At 73.8% G+C, this 25053-nt stretch carries 11 protein-coding genes and 1 pseudogene; 7 read left to right on the plus strand and 5 right to left on the minus strand.

Annotated elements, in window-relative coordinates:
- Positions 1-7: 7 nt before the first annotated feature.
- From C1I92_RS19665 to cofD, 3 genes are read right to left on the minus strand one after another with little or no spacing between them, the layout of a single operon-like run.
- Entirely contained in the window at positions 8-514 is a 507-nt protein-coding gene (locus C1I92_RS19665) for a GNAT family N-acetyltransferase (RefSeq protein ID WP_199521396.1), read from the minus strand.
- A complete protein-coding gene (locus tag C1I92_RS19670) occupies positions 511-1731 on the minus strand; it encodes a coenzyme F420-0:L-glutamate ligase (protein ID WP_199521397.1) in 1221 nt (406 codons plus the stop codon). Before C1I92_RS19670 ends, C1I92_RS19665 begins: the two co-directional genes overlap by 4 nt.
- Positions 1728-2687 (minus strand): 2-phospho-L-lactate transferase, encoded by a 960-nt coding sequence (cofD, locus tag C1I92_RS19675; protein ID WP_111256369.1) that lies wholly within the window; start codon positions 2685-2687, stop codon positions 1728-1730. The genes C1I92_RS19670 and cofD overlap by 4 nt, the downstream gene beginning before the upstream one ends.
- Positions 2688-3474: 787 nt before the next feature.
- On the opposite strand from cofD, the gene C1I92_RS19680 reads away from it, so the two are divergent.
- The 3 genes from C1I92_RS19680 to C1I92_RS19690 all read left to right on the plus strand — a co-directional run bounded on the left by C1I92_RS19680 (position 3475) and on the right by C1I92_RS19690 (position 9377).
- Positions 3475-3738 (plus strand): WhiB family transcriptional regulator, encoded by a 264-nt coding sequence (locus C1I92_RS19680; RefSeq protein ID WP_111256351.1) that lies wholly within the window; start codon positions 3475-3477, stop codon positions 3736-3738.
- 177 nt (positions 3739-3915) lie between these two features.
- A complete protein-coding gene (locus C1I92_RS19685) occupies positions 3916-7863 on the plus strand; it encodes a glycosyltransferase (protein WP_158564206.1) in 3948 nt (1315 codons plus the stop codon).
- Positions 7860-9377, plus strand: coding sequence for a DUF5719 family protein (locus C1I92_RS19690; protein WP_146605207.1), 1518 nt, complete (start codon positions 7860-7862; stop codon positions 9375-9377). Before C1I92_RS19685 ends, C1I92_RS19690 begins: the two co-directional genes overlap by 4 nt.
- Positions 9378-9393: 16 nt before the next feature.
- On the opposite strand, the gene C1I92_RS19695 is transcribed toward C1I92_RS19690, so the two are convergent.
- Complete coding sequence (locus C1I92_RS19695; protein ID WP_111256354.1) at positions 9394-9852, minus strand: metallopeptidase family protein; 459 nt, start codon at positions 9850-9852, stop codon at positions 9394-9396.
- Between the two features lie 68 nt (positions 9853-9920).
- On the opposite strand from C1I92_RS19695, the gene C1I92_RS19700 reads away from it, so the two are divergent.
- Positions 9921-10280: a DUF3499 domain-containing protein gene (locus tag C1I92_RS19700; RefSeq protein WP_369124122.1), complete on the plus strand. Its 360-nt coding sequence runs from the start codon at positions 9921-9923 to the stop codon at positions 10278-10280.
- A 176-nt stretch (positions 10281-10456) separates the two neighbouring features.
- Here the strand turns inward: C1I92_RS19700 and C1I92_RS19705 are convergent, their stop codons facing one another.
- Positions 10457-11173: a hypothetical protein gene (locus tag C1I92_RS19705; RefSeq protein WP_111256356.1), complete on the minus strand. Its 717-nt coding sequence runs from the start codon at positions 11171-11173 to the stop codon at positions 10457-10459.
- Positions 11174-11234: 61 nt separating this feature from the next.
- Between C1I92_RS19705 and C1I92_RS19710 the strand changes: the two genes are divergently transcribed.
- The 3 genes and pseudogenes from C1I92_RS19710 to C1I92_RS19720 all read left to right on the plus strand — a co-directional run bounded on the left by C1I92_RS19710 (position 11235) and on the right by C1I92_RS19720 (position 24940).
- Positions 11235-11945 (plus strand): sensor histidine kinase, encoded by a 711-nt coding sequence (locus C1I92_RS19710; protein WP_111256357.1) that lies wholly within the window; start codon positions 11235-11237, stop codon positions 11943-11945.
- Positions 11942-12542, plus strand: a pseudogene (locus C1I92_RS35665) (response regulator transcription factor). The gene C1I92_RS19710 and the pseudogene C1I92_RS35665 overlap by 4 nt, the downstream one beginning before the upstream one ends.
- 173 nt (positions 12543-12715) lie before the next feature.
- Positions 12716-24940: a right-handed parallel beta-helix repeat-containing protein gene (locus C1I92_RS19720; RefSeq protein ID WP_111256358.1), complete on the plus strand. Its 12225-nt coding sequence runs from the start codon at positions 12716-12718 to the stop codon at positions 24938-24940.
- The last annotated feature ends 113 nt before the right edge of the window (positions 24941-25053 follow it).

The raw sequence follows: 25053 nt of genomic DNA on the forward strand, positions 1-25053 counted from the left end.
CGGGCGGTCAGGGCAGGTCGCGGACGAGATAGACGAACTCGCCGCGCTCGTCGGACCCCTCGCGATCGCGGCGGAAGCCGAGCTTCTCCAGCACCCGGAACGACGGCGTGTTCCACAGGCCCACGGTCGACCACAGCCGGGTCCGCCCGGTCGCCGCGGCGGCCTCGACGACGGCGCGTGCGGCCTCCGTCGCGTAGCCCTGGCCGTGGTGCCGGCGGAGCAGCTCGTAGGCCAGCTCCGGCTCGTCCAGCGTCGCCCGGCCGATCAGCAGCCCGGTGTAGCCGAGCGGCTCGCCGTCGGACCGGCGCCGGATGGTGCGGAAGCCGATGCCGCTGCCGGCCTCCGACGCCTGCAGGTCCGCGAGCAGCCGCCGGTCCGCGTCGAGCGTGCGCGGCGTCGCGTTCTCGCGCTCGCCGAGCAGATCGTGGTGCCACTCGGCGGCGTCGCCCGGGCCGATCGGGCGCAGCGTGAGCCGCTCGGTCTCCAGCTCGGTCGCCAGCGGCCGGCACTTCACAGCGTGACCGTCACCATCGCGACGTCGACGGGCGGGTGGTCGGCCGCAGGCTCGGCGGCGTGGCCGATCGCGATCGCGCCGATCGGCGTCCAGCCGGGCGGGAGGTCGAGTGCCGCCGTCGCCGCGGAGAGTGCCGGGTCGGGGAACAGCCAGGCCGACGCGAGGCCCTCGGCGCCGAGCACGATCAGCAGGTTCTCGATCGCCGCGCCCAGCCCGAGCAGCGCGTCGGACCCGTCGACCAGGCACGGGACGACGACATACGGCGCGGCGCCGAGCAGCCCGGCGCCGTCCAGCGCCGCCGCCAGCCGTCGCCGGGCCGCGTCGGACTCCAGCAGCACGAACCGCCACGGCGGCGTGTCGATCGGCCAGGGCGCGGAGAACGCGGCGGCGACGGCCTGCCGGACCACGCCCGGGTCGACCGGCGCCGGCGTGAACGACGACGCGGTCCGGCGGGCGGTGACGGCCGCGCGCATCGCCTCGGGCGTGCCCAGGCGGAACCGGTCCTCGGCGCTGGGCCGGATCAGCGCGGCGACGCCATGGTCGTCCTCGCCGGGCTCCAGCAGCAGGTGCGGCAGCCCGCGGACGACGGCGACGGGCACGCCGGACAGCTTCGCGCGGACCAGCTCCGACGCCGCCGCCAGCTCGTCGGCCAGCGCGACGACGGTGACGCCGAGGTCGTTGCCGTACGCGTCGGTGCTGCCGCGCAGGTCGTCGACGGCGCGGATGCCGGCCGAGCCGACCGCGAAGTCCGCCACGCCGTTGCGCCAGACCCGGCCGGCGGTGTCGGTGACGACGACGCCGACGCCGACGCCGTAGCGCCGTTCCAGGCCGTCGCGGAGCGCCCGTGCCGACGCGTCGGGGTCCACCGGCAACAGCACGATCGACCCGGGCTCGACGTTGGACGCGTCGACGCCGGCGGCGGCCATGACGAAGCCGTGCCGCGTCTCGACGATGCGGGTGCGCCCCCGCGGCGTCGTCCACTCCGAGATCGTCCGCACCGCCTCGGCGTCGATGGCCTCGTCGCGGTCGATGCCGGTCCGGATCCGCCCCTCGGCCTTGCTGACGATCTTGCTCGTCACGACGACGATGTCGCCGTCCCTGAGCGCGTCGCCGGGCGGTGCCTGCTCGAGCGCCGTCGCGAGGATCTCGGTGAGGTCGTCGCCGGGGCGGACCTCCGGGATGCCGGGCAGGCCGAACGCCTCGTAGCGGGTGCTCACGTCGTCCGCACCTCCGCGGCGAGGTCGAGGGCCGCGCGGGCCATGGCGGCGGTCGTGTCCGGGTCGGTCATCCAGAGCGGGACGGCCCTGGCTCGGATCCCGGCCGCCTCGACCTGCTGCGTCGCCGCCTCGTCGACGGTGTCGACCAGCCAGCCGTCCAGCAGGTCCGCGAACAACTCGGCGACGCCGGCCGCCGTCGTCGGCACGCCGATCGCCGTCAACGCGGCGTCTGCCATCCCTCTCACCGGTGAACCCCCGATGATGGGTGAGAGGCCGACCTTCGGGGCGCTTGCTGCCCGGACGGCGTCGCGGATGCCGGGGACGGCGAGGATCGGGCCGATGCTCACGACCGGGTTGGACGGCGGCAGCAGGATCACGTCGGCGCCGGCGATCGCGTCGAGGACGCCGGGGGCCGGCTTCGCCTGCTCGGCGCCGACGAGGACGATGCGGCGGGCGGGAGCCTCGGCGTGCAGGCGGACCCACCACTCCTGGAAGTGGATCGCCTTCTCGCCGCCCTCGTCGTCGCCGATGACGACGTGGGTCTCGACCCGGTCGTCGGTCATGGGGATGAGGCGGACGCCGGGTCGCCAGCGGTCGCAGAGGGCCTCGGTGACGGCGGAGAGGGGATAGCCGGCGGTGAGCATGCGGGTGCGGATGAGATGCGTGGCGAGGTCGCGGTCGCCGAGCGTGAACCAGGGGGCCTCGGCGCCGTACTCGGCCAGCTCCTCCGCCACGGTGTGCGTCTCGGCGGCGCGGCCCCACCCCTGCGCCTCGTCGATGCCGCCGCCGAGCGTGTACATGACCGTGTCGAGGTCGGGGCTGACGTGCAGCCCGTGCAGCGTGATGTCGTCGGCGGTGTTCCCGATGACCGTGACCTCTGCGTCCGGCTCGGCCCGCAGCAGCCCCCGCAGGAACCTGGAGCCACCGATCCCGCCGGCCAGCGCGGTGATCCTCAGCACAGCCCCGACCGTACCCGGTGCCGCGCTGGGTGCCGCCCCGCGCCCGGTGCGCGAGACGCGACCCGGCGCTGGGGTGCGGCGTTGGCTTGGTGGGGTCGGGTCGGCCGGTTGTGCCGCGTAGGCCGGGGGCGAGGTCGTATTGGCCGGGGGTGAGGTCGCGTTGGCCGTCGTTCTGCCGTTGGCCGTCGGAGGACGGGCGGAGTCTGGGCACGTCGCACCGGGCGTCTTGCCCACGTACGCCGCCTCTCTGGCTCCGGTCCGTCCACTTGGTCACCTGATCATCTTCTGCGGAACGATCAGGTGACCTACCCACCGATCCGCCGCTGCGGCAGGTCGTGATCATCAACCGTTCGCCGCGTCGTCCGGGCCGCCCACCAGGGGTTTTCCCACTTCAGCAGGCATGCATGGGTGGTGGAGCGGGAGAACGCCTCGTCGTGCGGACGGAACCGTCGCGCTGCCTCGGACGTCAACCAGATGGCACGCTCGGCGGGCGGACGTATCGGGTGATCGGCCGTCTGGCGTGCCGCGCGGCGGAGCGCCTATGCTCCGGCGTCGAACCGCCACCGGCTGCCGTGACGAGGCGTCAGCAGGGCGGGTCGGGGCGCCCGGCACGATGGGCGCCGGCAAACGAACGGAGATCTTTAGCACGGTTCCGCTTGACGCGCACGTATTGCATTCATGTAATTTCGAACGTGTCGTTCAGTGGTCTGGCGGCGTCGACCACCGCCAGGCCGCTTCGGGGGCCGGCTTTCGAGCCGGAGAAACCGGTCGAAGGAGGCGAGCCATGACCGAGTGGGACGAGATTGACCTGCTCTGGGGCGAAGCCGAAGAGATGAGTTGGCAAGAGCGGGCGCTGTGTGCCCAGACTGATCCGGAGGCGTTCTTCCCTGAGAAAGGCGGGTCCACCCGAGAGGCCAAGCGAGTGTGCCTCGGCTGCGAGGTCCAGGCAGAGTGCCTGGAGTACGCGCTGGCGCACGACGAGCGCTTCGGCATCTGGGGCGGGCTGTCCGAGCGGGAACGGCGGAAGCTCAAGAAGCGGGCGGTCTGACCGCCGCCCGGCCGGTCGCCACGACGTTGGACTCTGACGTTCTCAGGTTCAGCGCGTAAGGTTGGCGGCTGGCGCACGGGGTCGCCCGGCCGAGGCATGCTTCGGCCGGGCCCGCCACGCTCCGCGCGCTCGCAGACCGACCGCTGGAACGACGACGAGGCATTGGCACCGGACCCCTTGACCGCAATCGACAACGGCAGCACGACGCCCAGCGTCTACTCCGACCCGGGCATCGGCGCCGACGCCGCCCTTGACGCGTTCGCCAGTGACATCGGCGAACCGGAGCCGGTCGACCCCACCGCGCTGCTCACGCACGACGTGACGGCGGTCATCGTCGCGCACGACGGCAACCGGTTCGTGCACCGCACGCTGGAGGCGGTCGCGGCGCTGCGCCGCATGCCCGAGCGCATCGTCGCCGTCGACACCGGCAGCCGCGACGAGACCGAGCAGATCCTCACCTCCACCCTCGGCGCGCCCAGCGTCGTGTCGATGTCCCGCTCGACGGGGTTCGGCGCGGCCGTGGCGGCCGGCGTCGCCGCCGGCGACGAGATGGCGCAGGCCATGCGCGGCACCGGCGGCCTGCGACGATCGGACCAGACGCACTGGGTCTGGGTGCTGCACGACGACAGCGCGCCCGCGCCCGACGCCCTGTCGCGGCTGCTCGAGGCCGCCGTCCGCCGCCCTGACGCCGGCATCATCGGGCCGAAGGTGCTGGACTGGCGCGAGGGTCGCCAGCTCCTGGAGATCGGCCTGACGGTGACCGGCGGCGGCCGCCGGCACACCGGCCTGGACCGCCGCGAGTACGACCAGGGCCAGCACGACACCACCAAGAACGTCCTCGCCGTCGGCAGCGCGGGCATGCTGATCCGCCGCGACGTATGGGACGAGCTGGGCGGGTTCGACCCGAACCTGACGATCTTCCGCGACGACCTCGACCTCGGCTGGCGCGCGAACGAGGCCGGCTACCCGGTCGTCGTCTGCCCGGAGGCGATCGTCTACCACGCGGAGGCGGCCGCGCACGGACGCCGCCGGCTGGGCGCCACCCGCGACCGGCCGCACCTCGCCGACCGCCGCAACGCCATCTACGTCCTGCTGGCCAACACCCCAGCGCGGTCGCTGCTGTTCGTGCTGCTCCGGGTGCTGTTCATGAGCCTCGGCCGGTCGCTGACCTTCCTGGTCGGCAAGCAGCCGGCGCTGGCGTTCGAGGAACTGGTCGCGCTGCTCTCGGTCATCGGCCGGCCGGACCGGCTGATCCGGGCCCGCGCGTTCCGCCGCCGGACCCGGCGGAAGTCGCCGTCGCAGCTGCGCACCCTGTTCCCGCCGCGCGGCCAGCAGCTGCGGCACGCCGGCGAGAACGTCCTCGGCATGATCACCGGCTCCGGCGGCGGCGCGGGACACGACGTCTCCGGCGGACGGCGGGCGGCCTCCTCCGGCGACGAGGAGGAGGCGCCGGCCGGCGACGACGGCTGGGTCCTGCGCTTCCTGCTGCACCCCGCCGTGCTGATGACCGCCGCGCTGATCGTGATCGTGCTGGTGACGGCGCGCGGCCTGATCGGCTCCGGCCGGCTGTTCGGCGGCGCGCTGCTGCCGTCGCCGGCCGCCGCCGGCGAGCTGTGGGCCGTCTACACCGAGTCCTGGCACGGCGCCGGCCTGGGCAGCGCGTCCGCGTCGCCGCCGTACCTGGGCGCCGTCGCGGTCGTCGCGACGATCGTGCGCAACGCCTCGCTCGCCGTCGACCTGCTGCTGCTCGGCTCCGTGCCGCTGGCCGGGCTGACGATGTACCTGCTGGTCCGCCGCGTAGTGACGACGAAGCTGCTGCGGGTGTGGGTGGCGGCGTCGTACGCGCTGCTGCCCGCGACGACCGGCGCCATCGCGGCCGGCCGGCTGGGCACCGCCGTCGCCGCTGTGCTGACGCCGCTGCTGGTGCTGGCCGTCATGCGCACGCTGGGCTCGCCGGGCCGGCCGGGACCGGGCCGGGCCGCCTGGAGCGCCGGCCTGCTGCTCGCGGTGGTCTCCGCGTTCGTGCCGCTGGCCTGGCTCATCGCGCTGGTGCTGGCGATCGTCGCGGCCGCGACGGTGTTCGGCGACCGCCGCTCGCTGCTGCGGCTGGGCGTGCTGCTGGCGGTGGCGCCGGTGGTGCTGATCCCGTGGACCGGCAGCCTGATCAGCCGGCCGATGCTGCTGGTGACCGAGGCCGGCGTGCCCGGGCCGGACCTGTCCGACCCGGAGCTCGCGCCGTGGTCGGTGCTGCTGCAGAACCCCGGCGGCCCCGGCAGCGGCCCGCTCTGGCTCGGCGCCGGCATCGTCGTCGCGGCCTGGTTCTCGCTGTTCCGCCCGGTCCGGCGGCTGGCCATCGCGAGCGCCTGGACGGTGGTCGGCGTCGCGCTGGTCGCGGGCATCGTGCTGTCACGCATCGCCGTCAGCGGCCCGACGCTGGAGACGCCGGTCGCCGGCTGGCCCGGGTTCGCGACGGTCGTCGTGGCCGGCGGACTGCTGGTCGCGACCGCGATCGGCGCCGAGGGCGCGCGGGAACGGCTGTCGCGGGCCAGCTTCGGCTGGCGCCAGCCGCTGGCCGTCATCGTCGCCGCGGCGGCCGGGCTGGCCCCGATCGTCGCCGCCGGCTGGTGGGTCGCCCGCGGCGCCGGCGACCCGATCGAGCGTCGCGACCCGCAGATCCTGCCCGCCTACGTCGCCGACGAGGCGGCCGGGCCGCAGGGCGTCCGCACCCTCGTGCTCAACCGCGCCGACGACGGCCGCATCACCTACGCGCTGCTGCGCGAGTCCGGCCCGCGCCTCGGCGACGCCGAGACCAGCCCGCCGCCGGAGGAGTACGGCCCGCTCGACGACGTCGTCGCCGACGTGGTCTCCGGCCGCGGCGGCGCGGACGGCGCCCGGCTGGCCGAGTTCGCGGTCCGCTACGTCTACCTGCCGCGCCCGTTCGACCCCGACCTCGCCGACACGCTCGACACCGTCCCCGGCCTGGTCCGCAGCAGCGCGCCGGAGGGCGCGGCGATCTGGCAGATCGATCAGCCGGTCGCGCGGGTGTGGGTCGCCGCGCCGCCGGCCGAGGACGGCGAGCTGGCGCCGCTGGCCGACGAGAACGCCGAGGTCGTCACGGTCCCGAGCGACGAGTCCAGCGCCGCCGGCAGCGTGCCGGAGGGCCCCGAGGGCCGGCTGGTCGTGCTGTCCGAGCTGGCCGACTCCGGCTGGACGGCGCGGCTGAACGGCGCCGAGCTGACGCCGACGACCTACGGCGGCTGGGCGCAGGCGTTCGAGCTGCCGCCGCAGGCGGGCCAGCTGACCGTCGAGTACGAGGGCAACCGGCGTGCGTTCTGGCTGTGGTTCCAGCTCGGCGCGGTCGTGGTCGCGCTGGTGCTGGCGCTGCCTGGCATCCGCCGTGACCGGGGCGCCGTCGACGACGCCGCCGACCTCGACCCGGACGACTCCTCGCCACAGCTGCCACTGGAGCCGGTGCCGGCCCGCGAGCCGGCCGCGGCTCGCGGCGGTCGTCGCCGGGGCTCCCGGCGCGGCGCCGAACCGTCGCCGTCGCCGCGGCCGGAGCCCACTCCCGTTCCCGTGCCCGAGCCGGCGCGCGAGCCCGAGCCCGCGACCGTCGCCGAGGCGGCGTGGCTGCCTGGTGAGCGCCCGCTCGGCGAGCGGCTGCGCCGCGACCCCGCGCCGGCGGATGTACGCAAGCGGACGACGCGCAAGCGCCCGGCCCGCGAGCCGGAGCCGGCGGCCGAGACGGGCATCCTGGAACCGGTCGCCGAGCCCGCGCCGCGCGGGCGCAAGCGTGCCGCCGCCGAGCCGCCGATCGCCGGCCCGCCGATCGCCGGCCCGCTGACCGACCCGGCCTCGGCCGAGCCGGCGCCGGCGCCCCGGGGCACCGCCGAGCCCTCGCCGCACGACGTCGGCGACTGGAACCCGTTCGCCCGGGCCGGCGTCGACGACGACGCGCCGCGCGGGTCGCTCACCGACGCCTACAAGGGCCGCCGGGCCGGCCGGCAGGCCGACGAGGCCGCCGGCGAAGCGCCGTCCGAGGAGACCGGCCGCGGCCGCCGCACCCCCGGCAAGCGCGCCGCGGGCAAGCGGGCGAAGGGTCGCCGGCAGGAGGACGAGCAGTGATCAGCGCACGTTTGGCAGGACTCGCGGCCGGCGCCGGGGTGGCCGTCGTGGTGGGCGGCGCCACGCTCATCGGGCCGCCGGACTCGATCGTCGACGACCACCCGGAGGTCCGCGAGCCGGTCGTCCGCTCGTCGCTGGTCTGCCCGTACGTCGACGGCGAGGAGGCCGGCACCGCCGAACTGGGCGTGCTGGCGCTGCCCGGCGTCGACGCGCCCGAGGCCGCCGCGGAGCAGCCGCCGATCACCGTCCAGGCGCTGGCGCTGCCGCCGGACCCGGAGAACCCCGAGGCCACCGGCGATCCCGCCGCGGAGGCCGCGGCCGAGCCGCTGGTCAGCATCGCCGAGCGGGGCATCCCCACGATCACCCCGGTCGAGACGGCGGCCGGCACGTCGTACGCCGTCACCGGGCAGGGCACGCTGGCGCCGGGGCTGGCCGCCGAGCAGTCGCTGATGCTGCAGGAGGTCGACCTGCGCGGCGTCAGCACGGCCTCGTGCACCGCACCGCGGCGCGAGCACTGGTTCGTCGGCGCCTCGGCCGAGGTGGGCCGGCGCGGGCGGCTGATCCTGGCCAACCCGACCGACGTGCCCGCGGTCGTCGACGTGGAGCTGTGGGACGAGGCCGGTGTCGTCGACGCGCCGGGCACCCAGGACATCGGCGTGCCGGCCCGCAGCCAGCGGATCCTGCTGGTGGACGCGCTGGCCGGCGGCGCGGTGACGACGGCCGTGCACGTGCAGTCCAGCCAGGGCCGCGTCACCGCCGCGCTGGAGGTGCGCGAGACCGCCGAGATCACGCCGCAGGGCATGACGTACGTCCCGGCCTCGGTCGCGCCGCGCCGCGAGCTGCTGATCCCCGGCGTGCCCGGTTCCGGTCAGCGCAACCTGCGCGTCGTCGCGCCCGGCGACACCGACGCGATCGTGTCCCTGCAGATCCTCGGCGTCGACGGCGCCTACAGCCCGGTGGACCAGGACGTCATCACCGTCACGGCCGGCACCGTCGCGGACATCCCGCTGGACACCGGGGTCGACCCGGCCGGCATCCGGCTGGAGAGCGACGAGCCGATCACCGCGTCGATCCGCGTGGTCCAGACGACGGAGGGCGGCCTGCCCGACGTCGCCTACACGTCGGCATCCGAGCCGCTCACCGGCCCGACGCCGGCGCTGCTCAGCCGCCCGGCCAGCACGCTGCTGCTCAGCTCCGTCATCACGACGACGTCGCGGGTCACCGTGCGTACCCTGGCCGCCGACGGGACGGTCGCGACCGAGGAGCCACTGGAGCTGCCGGCCGGCGCGACCGTCGCGGTCCCCCTGACCGCCGCCGGCGACGCCGCCAACGCGACGGTCGTGGTGGTGCCCGAGTCTCCGGGGTCCGTGGTGGCGGCGCGGCAGATCTACGCGACCGACGACGCGGGGGCGCTGCTGGATCTGCTGCCGCTGATCTCGCCGACCGTCGAGGTGAACGTGCCCGAGGTGGTCGGGGAGCTGCCCGACGTGCCGGAGCCGGCCGAGTCGCCCTGACGGGCGGCAACGATCGTTACGGGAGGTCGTGGCCGCCGTAGGCGGGGTCGATCTCCTCGGGCTCGACGCCGAAGAGCTCGGCGACCTGCTCGGTGACCACGTCGCCGACGAGGGCGCGCAGCTTGGCCGGGTCGGTGGCCCGGGTCTCGACCGGGCGGCGGAACACAACGACGCGGGCGGGCAACGCACCCGTGCCGGCGTACGCCCGGGCCAGCGGCACCCAGCTGCGGTCCCAGTCGTCGAGCGCGGGGACGTCCTCGACGGCGAACTCGACCTTGGCCAGCTGGTCCTGCCAGCGCCGGTCCAGCCGCTCGACGGCGGCGATGACGAGGTCGTCGAAGCGCTGCGCCCGCGACACCGACAGCGGCGAGCCGGACGGGGCGAGCGGGCCGCGCATGCCGCGTCCGTGCCGGTCGCGGCGGACCCGGGGCAGGGCCAGTCCGGACGGCTCGGTGTCGGGCACACGTCGGCTCATTCTGCGCAGACTAGCCGTGTTTGGCGTGCCGTGCCCGGCCGACACCGGCCAGACGCTAGCCTTCGTCTGTGAGTCCGATGCGTCGCTGTTCCCGATCAGCCTGCCGGCGGACCGCGGTGGCGACGCTGACCTACGTCTACGCCGACTCCACGGCCGTGCTCGGCCCGCTGGCCACCTACGCCGAGCCGCACAGTTACGACCTCTGCGCCGAGCATTCCGAGCGCCTCGTCGCGCCGCGCGGCTGGGAGGTCATCCGGCTGGCACCGGACCCGGCGGCGCTGGGCCCGAGCAACGACGACCTGCTGGCACTGGCCGACGCGGTCCGCGAGGCGGGCCGGCGACCGGAACCGGCCCCCCAGCAACCCGCGCCCGGCGAGGGCGGGGCTCGCCGCGGGCACCTGCGCGCGCTGCCCGACCCGGACGCCTGAGTCACTCTTCGTTCACCCGACGTTCACCAAACGTCCACGTCAGCGGCGCGAAGGCCCGTTGATCAGCTCATGACCCGGGCGTACGCTCACCCCAGCCGGACGCAGGAGGGCTCCGTCCGGGTCGGCCGTCACCGCTGCGACGGCAGGGGGGCGATGTGCGCGTCGAGACCACGTGGTCACCGCCGCGGCCGGACGACACGTCCGCTGCGGCGCCCGCCGGTGCGCCCGGCGCCGGCCTTCGCCGCTGGCTGGCCCGCTGGTTCGCCGGCACCCGCAGCCTGCGCTCCCGGTTGATCAGCTCCTACGTCGTGCTGCTCTCGACCTCCGCCGTGGTCACCACGCTCGTGCTCAGCGAGGTGCTGATCATCCGGCTGGACCAGCGGGTCCAGCGCGCGGAGCTGCAGGAGGTGCTGGAGCTGCGGCGCATGGTCGACGACGGCCAGGACCCGACGACGGGCGAGCCGTTCACGTCGCTGACCGCGCTGTTCGACGTCTACTTCGCCCGCAACGTGCCCAGCAGCGGCGAGGGCATGGTCGCGTTCGTCGGCGACCGCGTGCGCCAGACGGCGGTCGGGCGGCTGCCCGACGGCGAGGTGCCCCGGCACGTCCTCGACCACTGGCGCGACCTCGCCGACGACGCCGTCAGCACCACGGGCCGCATCGGCACCGACGAGGGCGAGCTGCGCTACCGCGTCGAGCCGGTCGAGCTGAACGGCGAGACCGGCGCGTTCGTCGTTGCCCACCTGCCCCGGCGCGACCTCGAGGACATCGAGGACGTGCGCACGTACAGCCTCGTCATCGCGCTGGGCGTGCTGCTGGTCGCGGGGCTGGCGATGTGGCCGCTGGCCGGCCGGGTGCTGGCGCCGCTGCGCGCTGACGGCGACCGCGCACACGATCTCCGAGTCCGACCTGACCGGCCGGATCCAGACCCGCGGCCGCGGCGAGGCGGTCGAGATGGCCCGCGCGTTCAACGCGATGCTGGACCGCCTGGAGGCCGCCTTCCGCAGCCAGCGCATCTTCGTCCAGGACGCCAGCCACGAGCTGCGCGACCCGCTGACGATCTGCCGCGGCCACCTGGAGCTGCTCACCGACGACCCGGCCGACCAGCGGGCCACCGTCGCGCTGGTGCTGGACGAGCTGGGCCGGATCGGCCGCATCGTCGACGACCTGCAGGTGCTGGCCGACGCAGACCAGCCCGACTTCGTCCGGCCCGCGCCGGTGGACCTCGGTGAGCTGACGGTGGAGCTGCTGGCCAAGGCCGGCGCGCTCGGGCCGCGGCGCTGGGAGCTCGACGCCGTCGGCGCCGGAACGGTCCTGGCCGACCGGCACCGGCTCACCGAGGCGGTGCTGAACCTCGCGCACAACGCCGTCAACCACACCCGCGGCGACCAGGTCGTCGCCGTCGGCAGCTCGCGCACCGACGACGAGTGGCGGCTGTGGGTGCGCGACACCGGCACCGGCGTCGCCGCCGCCGACCGCGACCGGATCTTCGAGCGGTTCGCCCGCGGCGCCGGGTCACGCCGCACCTACCAGGGCGCCGGGCTGGGCCTGGCCATCGTCGCGCTGATCGCACAGGCGCACGGAGGCCGGGTCGAGCTGGCCAGCCGCCCCGGCCACGGCTCGACCTTCACCATCGTCGTCCCGCTGTCCGGTGACCGGCCGTGACGAGCATCCTGATCGTCGAGGACGACCCGCTGATCAGCGCGTTCGTGCAGAAGGGGCTGCGCAGGCACGGCTACGCGACCGAGATCGCCGACGACGGGCTGACGGCGCGGCAGCTGAGCATGTCCGGCGCCCACGACCTCGTCGTGCTCGACCTCGGCCTGCCGGAGCGTGACGGACTGCGGGTGCTGCGCGAGCTGCGCTCGGCCGGGCACACCGTCCCGGTCGTCGTGCTGACGGGGCTGCCCGAGCGCGACGCCGCGACCTGTCTGGAGAGCGGCGCCGACGACTACATGAGAAAGCCCTTCCACTTCGAGGAGCTGCTGGCCCGGATCCGCAGCCGGCTGCGCACGTCGTCGGGCCTGGGTGGACGGCCGCTCCGTCGAGCTCACCAGTCGCGAGTTCGCCCTGCTGGAGACGTTCCTGCGCCATCCCGACCAGGTGCTGCAGCGCGAGCAGCTGCTCTCGCAGGTGTGGGGGTTCGCTGTCGATCCGGGCACGAACGTGGTGAACGTCTACGTCAACGCGCTGCGCAAGAAGCTCGGCGCGGACGTCATCGAAACCGTCCGCGGCGTGGGATACCGGCTCAAAACCCCGTAAAGAACCTCTCATGATCGCCTTACAACCGTCTCATCGCCCGCCGCCAGGCTGACACCGTCGATATCCAGGTGGGGTTTGCGGATCGACCGGGGGGTCTTTTCCGCAATCCGGTGTCCCAGTGCGGGTCCGGGAAATGCCGAGGAGATCCTCGGCAGGGGGGCGGGTGGATTGTCATGTCCAAGGGGCGGACGCGTGCGCTGGTCGCGCTGATCGCGTCGCTGGCCACGTTGGCCGGCATCATCGCGTTGACGGCGCCGGCGGCGCAGGCGGGTGAGATCTTCGCCGTCACGAGCACGACGGACGCGGCCGACGCCGACGTCGGCGACGGGCTGTGTCTGACCGGCGCCGGCGAGTGCACGCTGCGCGCCGCGATCCAGGAGTCGAACGCGTCGACGGCGCCGGACGTCGTCCAGGTGCCGGCCGGCACGTACGAGCTGGCCATCGCGCCGGACGGCGACAACGGCGCCGGCACCGGCGACCTGGACGTCACCGCGCCGGTCACCGTCACCGGCGCCGGCGCGACGACGACCATCGTCGACGGCGGCGACGTGCCGGGCGGCGCGGTGCCGGAGCAGACGGCGCTGGACCGGGTGCTGGAGATCCACGAGACGGCCGGGACGGTGACGCTCACCGGCCTCACGCTGCGGGAGGGCTGGGCCGCCGAGGAGGGCGGCGCGCTCTACACCGCCTCCGGCGGCAACGTCCGCCTCAACGGCGTGACCGTCGCGGACAGCACCGCGATCGGCGCCGGCGGCGGCATCTACGCGCTGACCGGCACCGTCACCATCACCGGCGGCGCGATCACCGGCAACACCGCGCACAACGGCGGAGGCGTGTTCGGCGCCGGCGAGCTCAGCGGCAACGGCGTGCCGAGCCGGCTGAACCTCAGCGGCGTCACCGTCGACGGCAACTCCGCGGCCTCCGGTGGCGGCGTGTTCATCGACCACGAGGGCGCGCTCAACCTCTCCACCAGCACGATCACCGAGAACCACGCGACCGACGGCGACGGCGGCGGCGTGGTGGCCGGCTCCAAGGCGAGCCTGTCGATCCGCGGCGGCACGATCGAGGGCAACACCGCGACCGGCGACGGCGGCGGCGTCTTCACCGGCGTCGAGCGGCCGGTCGCCGTCGACGGCGTCACGTTCACCGGCAACGCGGCGGGCGTCGAGGTCGAGGGCGTGACGGAGGGCAGCGGCGGCGGCCTGTTCGCCGGCGGCAGCGGCCCGGTCGTGGTCAAGGCGTCGACGTTCGCCGAGAACACCGCCGGCGCCGCCGGCGGGGGCATCGCGCTGGAGAACAACGGCTCGGTCAGCATCGACGACTCCGAGCTGACCGGCAACCACGCCGAGGCCGGCGGCGGCCTGCTCAACGCGGCCGCCCGGGTCACGCTGACCGGGCTGACCGTCCTGGGCAACGAGGCCGAGCTGGACGGCGGCGGCATCCTCAGCGAGGGCAGCGGCGACTTCACGATCAGCGAGACGACGGTCCGCGGCAACACCGCCGAGAACGGCGGCGGCCTGGCCAACGAGGCCGACGGCGCGCTGCGGGTCGAGGCGTCGACGTTCTGGGACAACCGCGCCATCGCCCGCTTCTCCGACGACACCGGCCTGGGCGGCGGCATCTACGGCCTGGGCGACGCAGAGGCGAACTACGAGAACGTCACCATCACCGGCAACACCGCCCAGGTGCGCGGCGGCGGCCTCTACGTCGACGCCGACGCGCCCGTGCACGTCTCCAGCACGACCATCGCGCACAACAGCGCGCCGGAGGCCAGCGGCCTGGGCGGCGAGGTCACCGTCATCACGTTCCCGATCCAGCCCAGCCAGGGCGTGATCCTGCGCAACACCATCGTCTCGGACAACCTGCTCGGCCCGAACTGCTCGTTCCCGGTCGGCTCCGAGGGCGGCAACATCGAGAACGGCGACAGCTGCTGGTTCCGCGGCACCAGGGACCGGCAGAACGCCGAGACCGCCGGCCTGGACGCGGTCGCCGACAACGGCGGCCCGACGCTGACGATGGCGCCGCGGCCCGACAGCCTGGCCGTCGACGGCGGCGTCTCCCCCTGCCCGACGGTGGACCAGCGCGGCGTCGCGCGCCCGCAGAGCACCGAGTGCGACAGCGGCGCGGTCGAGTTCGACGGCCCGTTCGGCCCGCCGGACAGCACGCCGCCGGACACCGCCTACGTCTCCGGCCCGGTCCAGGACACCGAGACCACCTCGCTGTTCACCTTCACCGGCCACGACGCCGTCACGCCGACGGACGAGCTGCTCTACGAGTGCCGGCTGCTGGAGTTCGAGCCCGGTGAGCCGCCGGAGCCGCCGGACCCGACCGAGCCGCTGGACCCGGAGGAGATGTTCGCCGGCTGCCCGAACCCGTGGCAGGTGGAGCTGGTCGAGGACGGCGTCTACCTCTTCGAGGTGCGCGCGATCGACCGGGCCGGCAACGTCGACCCGACGCCGGCCTCGCGCAGCTTCGAGCTGCAGCCCGACGGCACGCCGCCGAACACCGTCTTCCAGGAGACCCCGCCGGACCCGAGCGACCGCAACTCCGCGGCGTTCACGTTCACCGGCACCGACGACCGCACCGCGCCGCAGTTCCTCGAGTTCGAGTGCCGCATCGACACGATCGACCCGGACGCCTGGCTGGAGTGCTTCAACCCGGCCGTGTTCTCGAACCTGGCGCCGGGCGAGCACACCGTGCAGGTGCGGGCGATCGACGGCGAGGGCAACATCGACCCGACGCCGGCCACGCACACGTGGACGGTGGCGCCGGCGGCGAGCTGCACCGCCGCCAACATCGTGCTGACCGCGGCCGCCGACACGCACGTCGAGCAGGAGCTGCCGCTGGACAACTTCGGCGGTTCGGAGGCGCTGGCGGTCCGCTCGGCCGCGCCGGACGGCAACGCCCGGTCATTCGTGCGCTTCGATCTCCCCGCGGTGCCGGACGACTGCGTGCTGGAGCGGGCGACGCTGCGGCTGCACGGCGAGGGCGAGGCCGGCCGCACTCTGGAGGCCGTCGCCACCGACGCCGCCTGGGACGAGTCCCAGCTGACCTGGAACACCCAGCCCGGCACGACCGGCGCGGCCGTCCCGACGACATCGGGCTCGGGCTACCGCGAGTGGACGCTGACCGGCCAGGTGCAGGCGATGCTCGACGGCGCCGCGGCCAACCACGGCTGGCAGCTCCGCGACGCCGCCGAGGGCGCCGAGACCGGCGCGGAGTCCACGTTCGTCAGCACCGAGGCGATCATCGACCCGCCCACCCCGCCGCAGCTGGTGCTGCGCTTCCAGGACGCCGGCACGCCCGAGCCGCCGGCGCCGCCGGAGCCCGGCGCGGCCGAGACCGTCACGTGCGGCCAGGTGATCACCGAGAGCACCCGCGTCGCCAACGACCTCAGCTGCCCCGGCGAGGGCCTGGTCATCGGCGCGCCGAACCTCGTGCTCGACCTCAACGGGCACACGCTGCGCAGCACGCTGGTCGTCGACCCGGGCGCTGAGGAGGGCATGTTCGCCGGTGTCCGCAACGCCGGCCACGCCAACGTCGACGTCCGCAACGGCACCATCGAGCTGTTCGGCTACGGCGTGCGCGTCCTGGGCGGCGGCGAGCACGGCTCGATCCACGACCTCACGCTGAACCGCAACGTCATGGCCGGCGTCGAGCTGCACGACGCCGACGACGGCCGCTACGGCGTGCACGTCCACGACAACGTCATCGACCTCAACGGCGACGGCGTCGCCGCGGTGTCCGGCACCGAGGGCGCGCTGATCGAGAACAACGAGCTCGGCGGCAACGTCGGCCGGCAGGTGTACCTGTTCGACGCCGGGCACAACCGGATCGAGGGCAACACCGTCAGCGGCCTCACCCACGACCCGCTGCTGGACAGCGACGGCGGCATCTACCTGGAGAGCTCCAGCGACAACGTCGTCGCCGGCAACACCGTCACCGACACCGGCGACGCGGCGATCGCGATCCACGCCGGCTCGCACCGCAACACCGTCGAGGGCAACACCTCCAGCCGCAGCAGCGACTCCGCGGTCTCCGTGGACGACTCCGACGGCGCCATCGTCACCGGCAACGTCGCGCACCTGTCCGGCGGCGCCGGCATCACGCTGTCCAACGCGCACCACGGCGTGGTCAGCGAGAACGACGCGCGGTTCAACCCCGGCGGCATCCTGCTGGCCGGCTCGCACGACAACGAGGTCACCGGCAACGAGGTGAGCCACACCGGCGCCGAGGGCATCGGCGTCGAGTCCAGCCTGCGCAACGTCATCAGCGGCAACGTCGCCAACCACGGCGGCGGCGCCGGCATCGCGGTGACCGCGGAGATCGCCGAGCCGTCCGACAGCAACGTCATCGAGGACAACGAGGCGACCGGCAACCTCGGCGACGGCATCTCCGTCGGCGGCAGCGGCCACGAGGTCACCGCGAACGAGGCGTACAACAACGCCGCCTGGGGCATCAGCGCGGACGTGCTGACGATCGACGGTGGCGGCAACCTGGCCAGCGGCAACGCCGAGCCGGAGCAGTGCGAGGGCGTGGTCTGCGCGCCCGGCGCCGCGCCGCCGGTCGTGCCGCCGGACCTCACCGCGCCGGACACCCAGCTCCTGAGCACACCCGCGAACGGCGCCAGCTCGCTCGCGCCGCAGTCGTTCACCTTCACCGGCACCGACAACGTCGCACCGGCGACGGCGCTGCGGTTCGAGTGCCGGCTGGACGCGCCGCCGGACCCGCCGCCGCCGGTCCCCGAGCCGGGCGAGCCGCCGCAGCCGCCGGACGTCGACAACTGGGTCGAGTGCTCCAGCCCGCAGCTCTACCGGTTCCTGCTGGCCGGTGAGCACACCTTCGAGGTGCGCGCGATCGACCCGTTCGACAACATCGACCTGACCCCGGCCACCTACACCTGGACCGTGGTCCCGGCCCCGCCGGGCGATGACACCTTGCCGCCGAGCACGACGATCTCGTCGGCGCCGGAGGACCCGTCGACGTCGGACGCGGCGACGTTCGCCTTCCGCGGCTCGGACAACGCGACCCCCGGCCCGTTCCTCACCTACCAGTGCCGACTCGACGGCGCCGCCTGGGCGGCCTGCGTCAGCCCGGCCGAGTACACCGGGCTGAGCCTCGGCTCGCACACGTTCGAGGTGCGCGCGACCGACGGCGCCGGCAACACCGACCCGACGCCGGCCACCCACACGTGGACCGTCGTCACCCCGCCGGACGACACGACCGCGCCGGAGACGACGATCGACTCCGGGCCGGACGTGACCACGGTGAACACGACCGCGACGTTCACGTTCTCGTCCAACGAGACCGGCGCGACGTTCGAGTGCGCCCTCGACGAGGCCGCGTTCGCCGCCTGCGCCAGCCCCGCCGAGTACACCGGCCTGGCCGTCGGCGAGCACCGGCTGCAGGTCCGCGCGATCGACCCGTCCGGCAATGTCGACGCCTCGCCGGCGGAGCACGTCTGGACGGTCAGCGCGGCGCCGGTGCCGACGACCGTCAGCTGTGGCCAGGTGCTGACCCAGAGCACGCTGCTGGAGAACGACCTCACCGACTGTGGCGGCGACGGCCTGGTCATCGGCGCCCACGGCATCACCGTCGACCTCGACGGCCGGATCGTGGACGGCATCGGCCAGGGCACCGGCATCCGCAACGACGGGTTCGACTCGGTCACGGTCCGCAACGGCATCGTGCAGGAGTTCGACCTGGGCGTCTCGCTCAACGCCGGCGTCGCGCTGAACATCGTCGACGGCCTGACGCTGCACTCGCACCTGGTCGCCGCCGTCCAGCTCAGCAACGCCGACGACGGCACCCACGGCAACACCGTGCGCAACAACGAGATCGCCGGCAACGGCATCGGCGTCGCCCTGCTGTCCGGGACCCAGGCCGCGTCCGTCACGGGCAACGTCATCAGCGGCAGCACCGAGTACGGCGTGCACCTGCTGAACTCCAGCGGCAACACGCTGGCGAGGAACCAGATCAGCGGCACCAGCAACGCCGGCGTCCAGCTGGACGGCTCCAGCGACAACACGCTGCTGGAGAACGAGGTGATGACCAGCTCCGACGCCGCCGTGCTGATCCAGCTCGGCTCGCACGGCAACCGGGTCGAGGGCAACGCGCTGTCCGAGAGCGAGGCCGGCGTCATCGTCATCGAGTCCGACGGCACCGAGATCGTCGGCAACACCGCGACGACCAACGGTGACCTCGGCATCTCGCTGGAGACCGCGAACGGCTCGCTGATCCAGGACAACGACGTGCGCTACAACACCGGCGGCATCGCGCTGCACGGGTCCAGCGGCAACCACGTCGAGGCCAACGACGCCAGCGACTCCTCCGGCGTCGGCATCGAGGTCGGCGACGGGTCGCTGAGCAACGTGCTGCTGGGCAACGTCGCGATCGCCAACGACGCCGAGGGCATCGCGGTCAGCGCGTTCGCGCCGCCCGGCTCCGGCACGCTGATCCAGGGCAACACCGCCAACAGCAACGCCGCCGACGGCATCGCCATCACCGCCGTCGGGCACATGATCGGCGGCAACGTCGCCAACAACAACGGCGGCTGGGGCATCTACGCCGAGTCCGGCAGCGTCGCCGGCATCAACGTCGACGGCGGCGGCAACCGCGCCACCGGCAACGTCGGCGGCGGCATCGACCCGGTGACGCAGAAGGTCATCCAGTGCCACAACGTCGACTGCGACGGCGGGCCGCCGCTGCCGACGGACCAGGTGGCGCCGGACACGTCCATCGTCTCCGGCCCGAGCGACCCGACCACCAGCACGTCGGCGACGATCACGTTCACCGGCAGCGACAACGCCACGACCGTGACGTTCGAGTGCCGGATCGACGGCGGCGCCTGGGCGCCCTGCGTCAACCCCGTCACCTACACCGGCCTGGGCGTCGGCGAGCACCTCGTCGAGGTCCGCGCCACCGACTGGTCCGGCAACGTCGACGAGACGCCGGCCCAGCACGCCTGGACGGTGGAACCGCCGCCGCCGGGCGTCGCCCCGGAGACGTCGATCGACTCCGGGCCGGACGCGATGACCGTCAGCACGACGGCGACGTTCGCCTTCTCCTCGAACGAGGAGGGCGTGACGTTCCAGTGCAAGCTGGACGCGCAGCCGTACGCCGCCTGCACCTCCCCGGCCACCTACACCGGCCTGAGCGTCGGCGCGCACACGCTGCTGGTCCGCGCGACCGACAGCGAGGGCAACGTCGACGCCACACCGGCGCAGTTCCAGTGGACGATCGGCCCGGCGCCGGTCGCGGCGGCCGTCAGCTGCGGCCAGACCATCACGCAGAGCACGCTGGTGACGAACGACCTCACCGGCTGCCAGGGCGACGGCCTGATCATCGGGGCCGCCGGCATCACCCTTGACCTCGGCGGGCACCTGCTCGAGGGCAGCGGGCTGGGCGCCGGCGTGCGCAACTCCGGCTTCGACAGCGTCGCGATCGTCAACGGCTCGGTCACCGACTTCGACTTCGGCGTCCAGCTCGGCGGCGGCGTCGCGAACAACGTCGTCGCGTCGATCGTCGCGACGGCCAACCAGGACGCCGGCATCGCGCTGGCCGGCACCGACGCCGGCAACACCGTCCGCACCAGCACGATCGGCGAGAACACCGCCGGGATCGTGCTGTCCGGCGGCACCACCGGCGCGGTCGTGCTGGACAACACGCTGAGCCTGAACCCGGGCGACGGCATCCGGCTCGACGGCGTCACCGGCAGCCGGGTCGAGGGCAACCTCGTCACCGGGTCCAGCGAGTCCGGCATCGCGCTGCTCGGCTCCACCGGCAACACGCTGCTGGACAACCACCTCAGCACCAGCAGCGGCGCCGGCATCTCGCTGGAGGCGGGCTCGGACGACAACCTCGTCCAGGGCAACGCCTCGACGGTGAGCGGCGCGGCCGGCATCGGCGTGGTGGACTCCAGCGGCAACGAGTTCGTCGCGAACGCGATCGGCTCGGCCAGTGGCACCGGCATCGCGTTGGACAGCGCCGACGACAGCCAGCTGCGCGCCAACGACGTGCGGTTCAACTCCGGCGGCATCGCGCTGATCCAGTCCGGCGGCAACCTGATCGAGGGCAACAACGCCAGCGGCACGACCGACGCCGGCATCTCGGTGGAGAGCGAGTCGTTCGGCAACGTGATCAGGTCCAACACCGCCGGCGGCAACAACGGCGAGGGCATCTACGTCGCCGGGCAGGCCCCGGCCGGCGAGGGCAACCTGGTCGAGTCCAACAACGCCAGCAACAACGGCAGCGGCGGGATCCTCGTCTCCGACGCGGGCCACACGGTGACCGGCAACGTCGCGAACAGCAACGACGGCTGGGGCATCTACGCGCACGAGCAGACCGTCGACGGCGGGCAGAACCACGCCACCGGCAACGCCGAACCGGCGCAGTGCTTCACGATCGTGTGCATCATCGGCCCGGCTCCGGGCGCGCCCGACACCGAGATCGTCGACAGGCCGGCGAACCCGAGCACCAGCAGGAACGCGCTGTTCACGTTCATCGGCACCGACGACATCACCCCGCTGGGCAACCTGGAGTTCCAGTGCCGCCTGGACAGCACCGACGAGGCGGCCTGGGCCGACTGCGAGAACCCGCAGGAGTACACCAACCTCAGCCCCGGTGACCACCGGTTCGAGGTGCGCGCGGTGGACGAGAACGAGCTGGTCGACGCCTCGCCCGCGGTGTACGAGTGGGAGTACGTCCCGCTGCCGCCGGGCGTCGCGCCGGACACCGTCATCAACCTCAAGCCGCCGGCCGAGACACCGCTGTTCGACGCGCTGTTCACGTTCTCCTCGAACGAGCCCGACGTCACCTACGAGTGCGCCATCGACGACGCCGCGTGGGAGCCGTGCTTCTTCTCCGTCGAGCACGAGTTCGACGAGACGCAGGTCGGGCCGCACACCTTCCGGGTCCGCGCCACGGACTCCGAGGGGCTGACCGACCCGACGCCGGCCGAGTACACGTGGGTCATCACCGGCGTGCTCGCGACCATCACCGACGGGCCGGCGTTCGAGCCCGGCCAGGGCACCGAACCGCCGAACGGCGGCGAGACCGAGGAGACGACGGCCACGTTCGTCTTCGAGGCCAACGTCGCGGACTCGACGTTCGACTGCTCGCTGGACTTCGCGCCGTTCGCGCCGTGCACGTCGCCGCTGACGTACACCGGCCTGAGCGTCGGCGAGCACTCGTTCAGGGTGTTCGCGACCGACCCGGAAGGGGCCAGCCAGCTGGAGAGCACCGAGTACGACTGGACGGTGATCACGAGCCTGGACACCGTGCCGCCGAACGCCGTCATCCAGGGCGGACCGGCGGACCCGACCGGCGCGGCCACGTTCACGTTCTCCGGCACGGACAACGTCACCACCCCGGCCGGCCTGCTGTTCGAGTGCAGCATGGACAGCGCCGAGGAGGCCGCGTTCGCGCCGTGCACGAGCCCGTGGTCGTACCCGAACCCGGACGCCCCGGAGCCGCTGGAGCCCGGTGCGCACGTGTTCTATGTGCGGGCGATCGACGCCGAGGACAACATCGACCCGACGCCGGCGCAGCTGTCGTTCATCTACGGCGGCGACACCGTGGCGCCGTCTGTCACCATCCTGACCACGCCGCCGGCGACGACCCCGCACCCGGACGTGCTGTTCACGTTCAGCGCGAACGACCCGTTCGCGACGTTCGAGTGCAGCGTCGACGGCGCGGAGTTCGAGCCGTGCACCTCGCCGTTCGAGGTGCAGGGGACGCTGGTCGGGGCGCACGAGCTGCAGGTGCGGGCGGTGGACCTGTCCGGCAACGTGGGCGCCGTGGCGTCGGCCGAGTGGACGATGGTGGGGCCGCCCGAGACGACCCTGCTGACCACGCCGGCCGACCCGTCGGGCGCGGACGTGACGTTCACCTTCATGGCCGACGTGCCGGGGTCGACGTTCACCTGCGCGCTGGACAGCGGGCCGTTCCTGCCGTGTGACTCGCCGCTGACCTACACCGGTCTCGGCGGCGGCGACCACGCGTTCCAGGTCGCCGCGGTCAGCCCGGAGGGCTTCGTGGACGAGTCGCCGTCGGAGTTCGCGTGGACCGTCGACGCGCCGGCCGACACGGTCGCGCCGGACACGGCGATCGACAGCGGGCCGCCGTCGGTCACGACCGCCGTCGACGCGACGTTCGAGTTCTCCTCGCCCGATCCCGGCGCCGGGTTCGAGTGCGCGCTGGACGGCGGGTCGTTCAACACCTGCCCGACGCCGCACACGCTGGAGGGCGTCACGGAGGGGCCGCATTCGCTGGCGGTGCGGGCCGTGGACGCCTCGGGTAACGCGGATCCGACGCCTGCCTCGTTCGCGTGGGAGGTCGACGGCCCGCCGGAGGCCTCGGTGACGTCGGGTCCGCCGGTCTCAACGGAGGCATCGTCGGCGACGTTCGAGTTCGTCTCCGACGAGCCGGGCTCCACGTTCGTCTGCTACCTCGACGGGGTGGAGGCGCCGTGCACGTCGCCGGCGTCCTACACCGGCCTGAGCGTCGGCACGCACCTGTTCGCGGTGCAGGCGACGGACGCGAACGGCAACGTGCAGCCGGACTGGACCGAGCACGAGTGGACGGTGACACCGCCGATGCCGCCGCAGACGCTGCTGACGTCGGACCCGCCGCCGGCCACGACGAGCGCGACGGCCGCGTCGTTCGCGTTCAGCTCGAACGAGCCCGGCACGTTCCAGTGCGCGCTGGACGGGGCGGCGTTCGCCGCCTGCGTCTCGCCGGTGGAGTTGACCGGCCTCTCGGCGGGGGCGCACACGTTCGCCGTCCGCGCCGTCGACCTGGCCGGCATCCCCGACGGCAGCCCGGTGGTGAGCACCTGGACGGTCACCCCGGCCGACACCACCGCGCCGCAGACGACGATCGGCGCCGGCCCGAGCGGATCGACGACGGCCACGACGGCGGCGTTCGAGTTCACGGCCGACGAGGGCGGCTCGACGTTCGAGTGCCTCCTCGACGGCGGCGCCTGGGCCGCGTGCACGTCACCGTCGGTCCACCATGACCTGACGCCGGGGGAGCACACGTTCCTGGTGCGGGCGACGGACGCGGCCGGCAACACCGACCCGACCCCGGCGACGCGCACCTGGACGATCGCAGCGCCGCCGGTCTGCACCGTGCAGAGCGTCACGCTGACCGCCGTCGCCGACGCGTGGATCGACCAGGGCGGCCCGTCGAGCAACAAGGGCGCCGACTCCATCCTCAAGGTGATGTCGAAGGCGAACGCCAACCTGCGGGCGCTGGTCCGGTTCGACCTGCCGGAGCTGGCCGAGGGCTGCGCCGTGACGTCGGCGACGTTGCGCCTCAACGCCGCGTCGTCGCGCAGCGGCCGGACCCTGCAGGCGGTCCAGGTGGCCGCGCCGTGGACCGAGAACGGCGTCACGTGGGCCAACCAGCCCGCCGTCGCCGGGACGCCCGCGACCACCACCTCCGGCACCGGCTGGCGGACGTGGACGGTGACCCCGCAGGTGACGGCCATGTACACGGCCGGGACCGAGCACGGGTTCCTGATCCGCGACGCGAGTGAGAACAACGACCACGAGCAGCAGTTCCGCAGCCGCGAGGCGGGCAGCAACCCGCCGCAGCTGGTGCTCACGATCGGGCCGGCGCCGGAGCCGGACACGACCGCGCCGCAGACCACGATCACGTCCGGTCCGGGCTCGGCCAGCGTCCCGTCGTTCGAGTTCATCGCCGACGAGCAGGGCGTGTCGTTCGAGTGCTCGCTCGACGGCGGGGCGTTCGCGGCCTGCTCGTCGCCCCGGACGTACTCGGGGCTGGCGGTCGGGTCGGAGCACACGTTCGCGGTGCGGTCGGTCGATCTGGCCGGCAACGTGGACCCGTCGCCGGCGACGGTCGGGTGGACCGTCCCGATCGACTGCGGCGCGCCGATCACCGTCCCGGCCAACGCCGACGCCTGGTTCGAGCAGGCCAGCCCGTCGACGAACAAGGGTGAGGACTCGGTACTCAAGGTGCTGTCGAAGTCGTCGAACCAGAACGTCCGGGCGGCGGTGCGGTTCGCGCTGCCGGCGCCGCCTTCCGGATGCGAGGTCACTGGCGCGACGCTGCGGGTGTACTCCGACTCGGCGGTGTCCGGGCGGACGCTGCAGGCGCAGCGCGCGGCGGCGGCCTGGACCGAGACCGGCATCACCTGGGCCTCCCAGCCCTCGGTCGTCGGCGCGGCCGCGTCCGCGCCGTCCGGCACAGGCTGGCGGACCTGGACGGTGACCGAGCAGGTGCTGGCCATGTACGCGCCCGGCGCCAACCACGGCTTCGTCCTGCGCGACGCCACCGAGGGCGCCAGCGCCGGGCCGGAGCAGTCGTTCCACAGCCGGGAGAAGGGAGAGAACACCCCGCAGCTCGTCGTCACCTTCGGGGCGTCGAGCTGACGCCCTTTCCGGGAAGGTGGCGGTCACGGCGCCCCCCGCCGTGACCGCCACCGCCGTTCGAGGGAGCTCCCCGGCTCGGTCCGTGGGTCATCCGCCGCCGCGCCCTAGCATCA

It is taken from the genome of Jiangella anatolica, from assembly GCF_003236295.1.
GTDB classification, from domain to species: domain Bacteria; phylum Actinomycetota; class Actinomycetes; order Jiangellales; family Jiangellaceae; genus Jiangella; species Jiangella anatolica.

What these genes read in the sequence shown, in the direction of transcription:
- C1I92_RS19680 (WP_111256351.1), top strand. Translation starts at nt 3,475, where the DNA reads ATGACCGAGTGGGACGAGATTGACCTGCTCTGGGGCGAAGCCGAAGAG.
- C1I92_RS19695 (WP_111256354.1), bottom strand. Translation starts at nt 9,852, where the DNA reads ATGAGCCGACGTGTGCCCGACACCGAGCCGTCCGGACTGGCCCTGCCC.
- C1I92_RS19710 (WP_111256357.1), top strand. Translation starts at nt 11,235, where the DNA reads ATGGCCCGCGCGTTCAACGCGATGCTGGACCGCCTGGAGGCCGCCTTC.
- C1I92_RS19720 (WP_111256358.1), top strand. Translation starts at nt 12,716, where the DNA reads ATGTCCAAGGGGCGGACGCGTGCGCTGGTCGCGCTGATCGCGTCGCTG.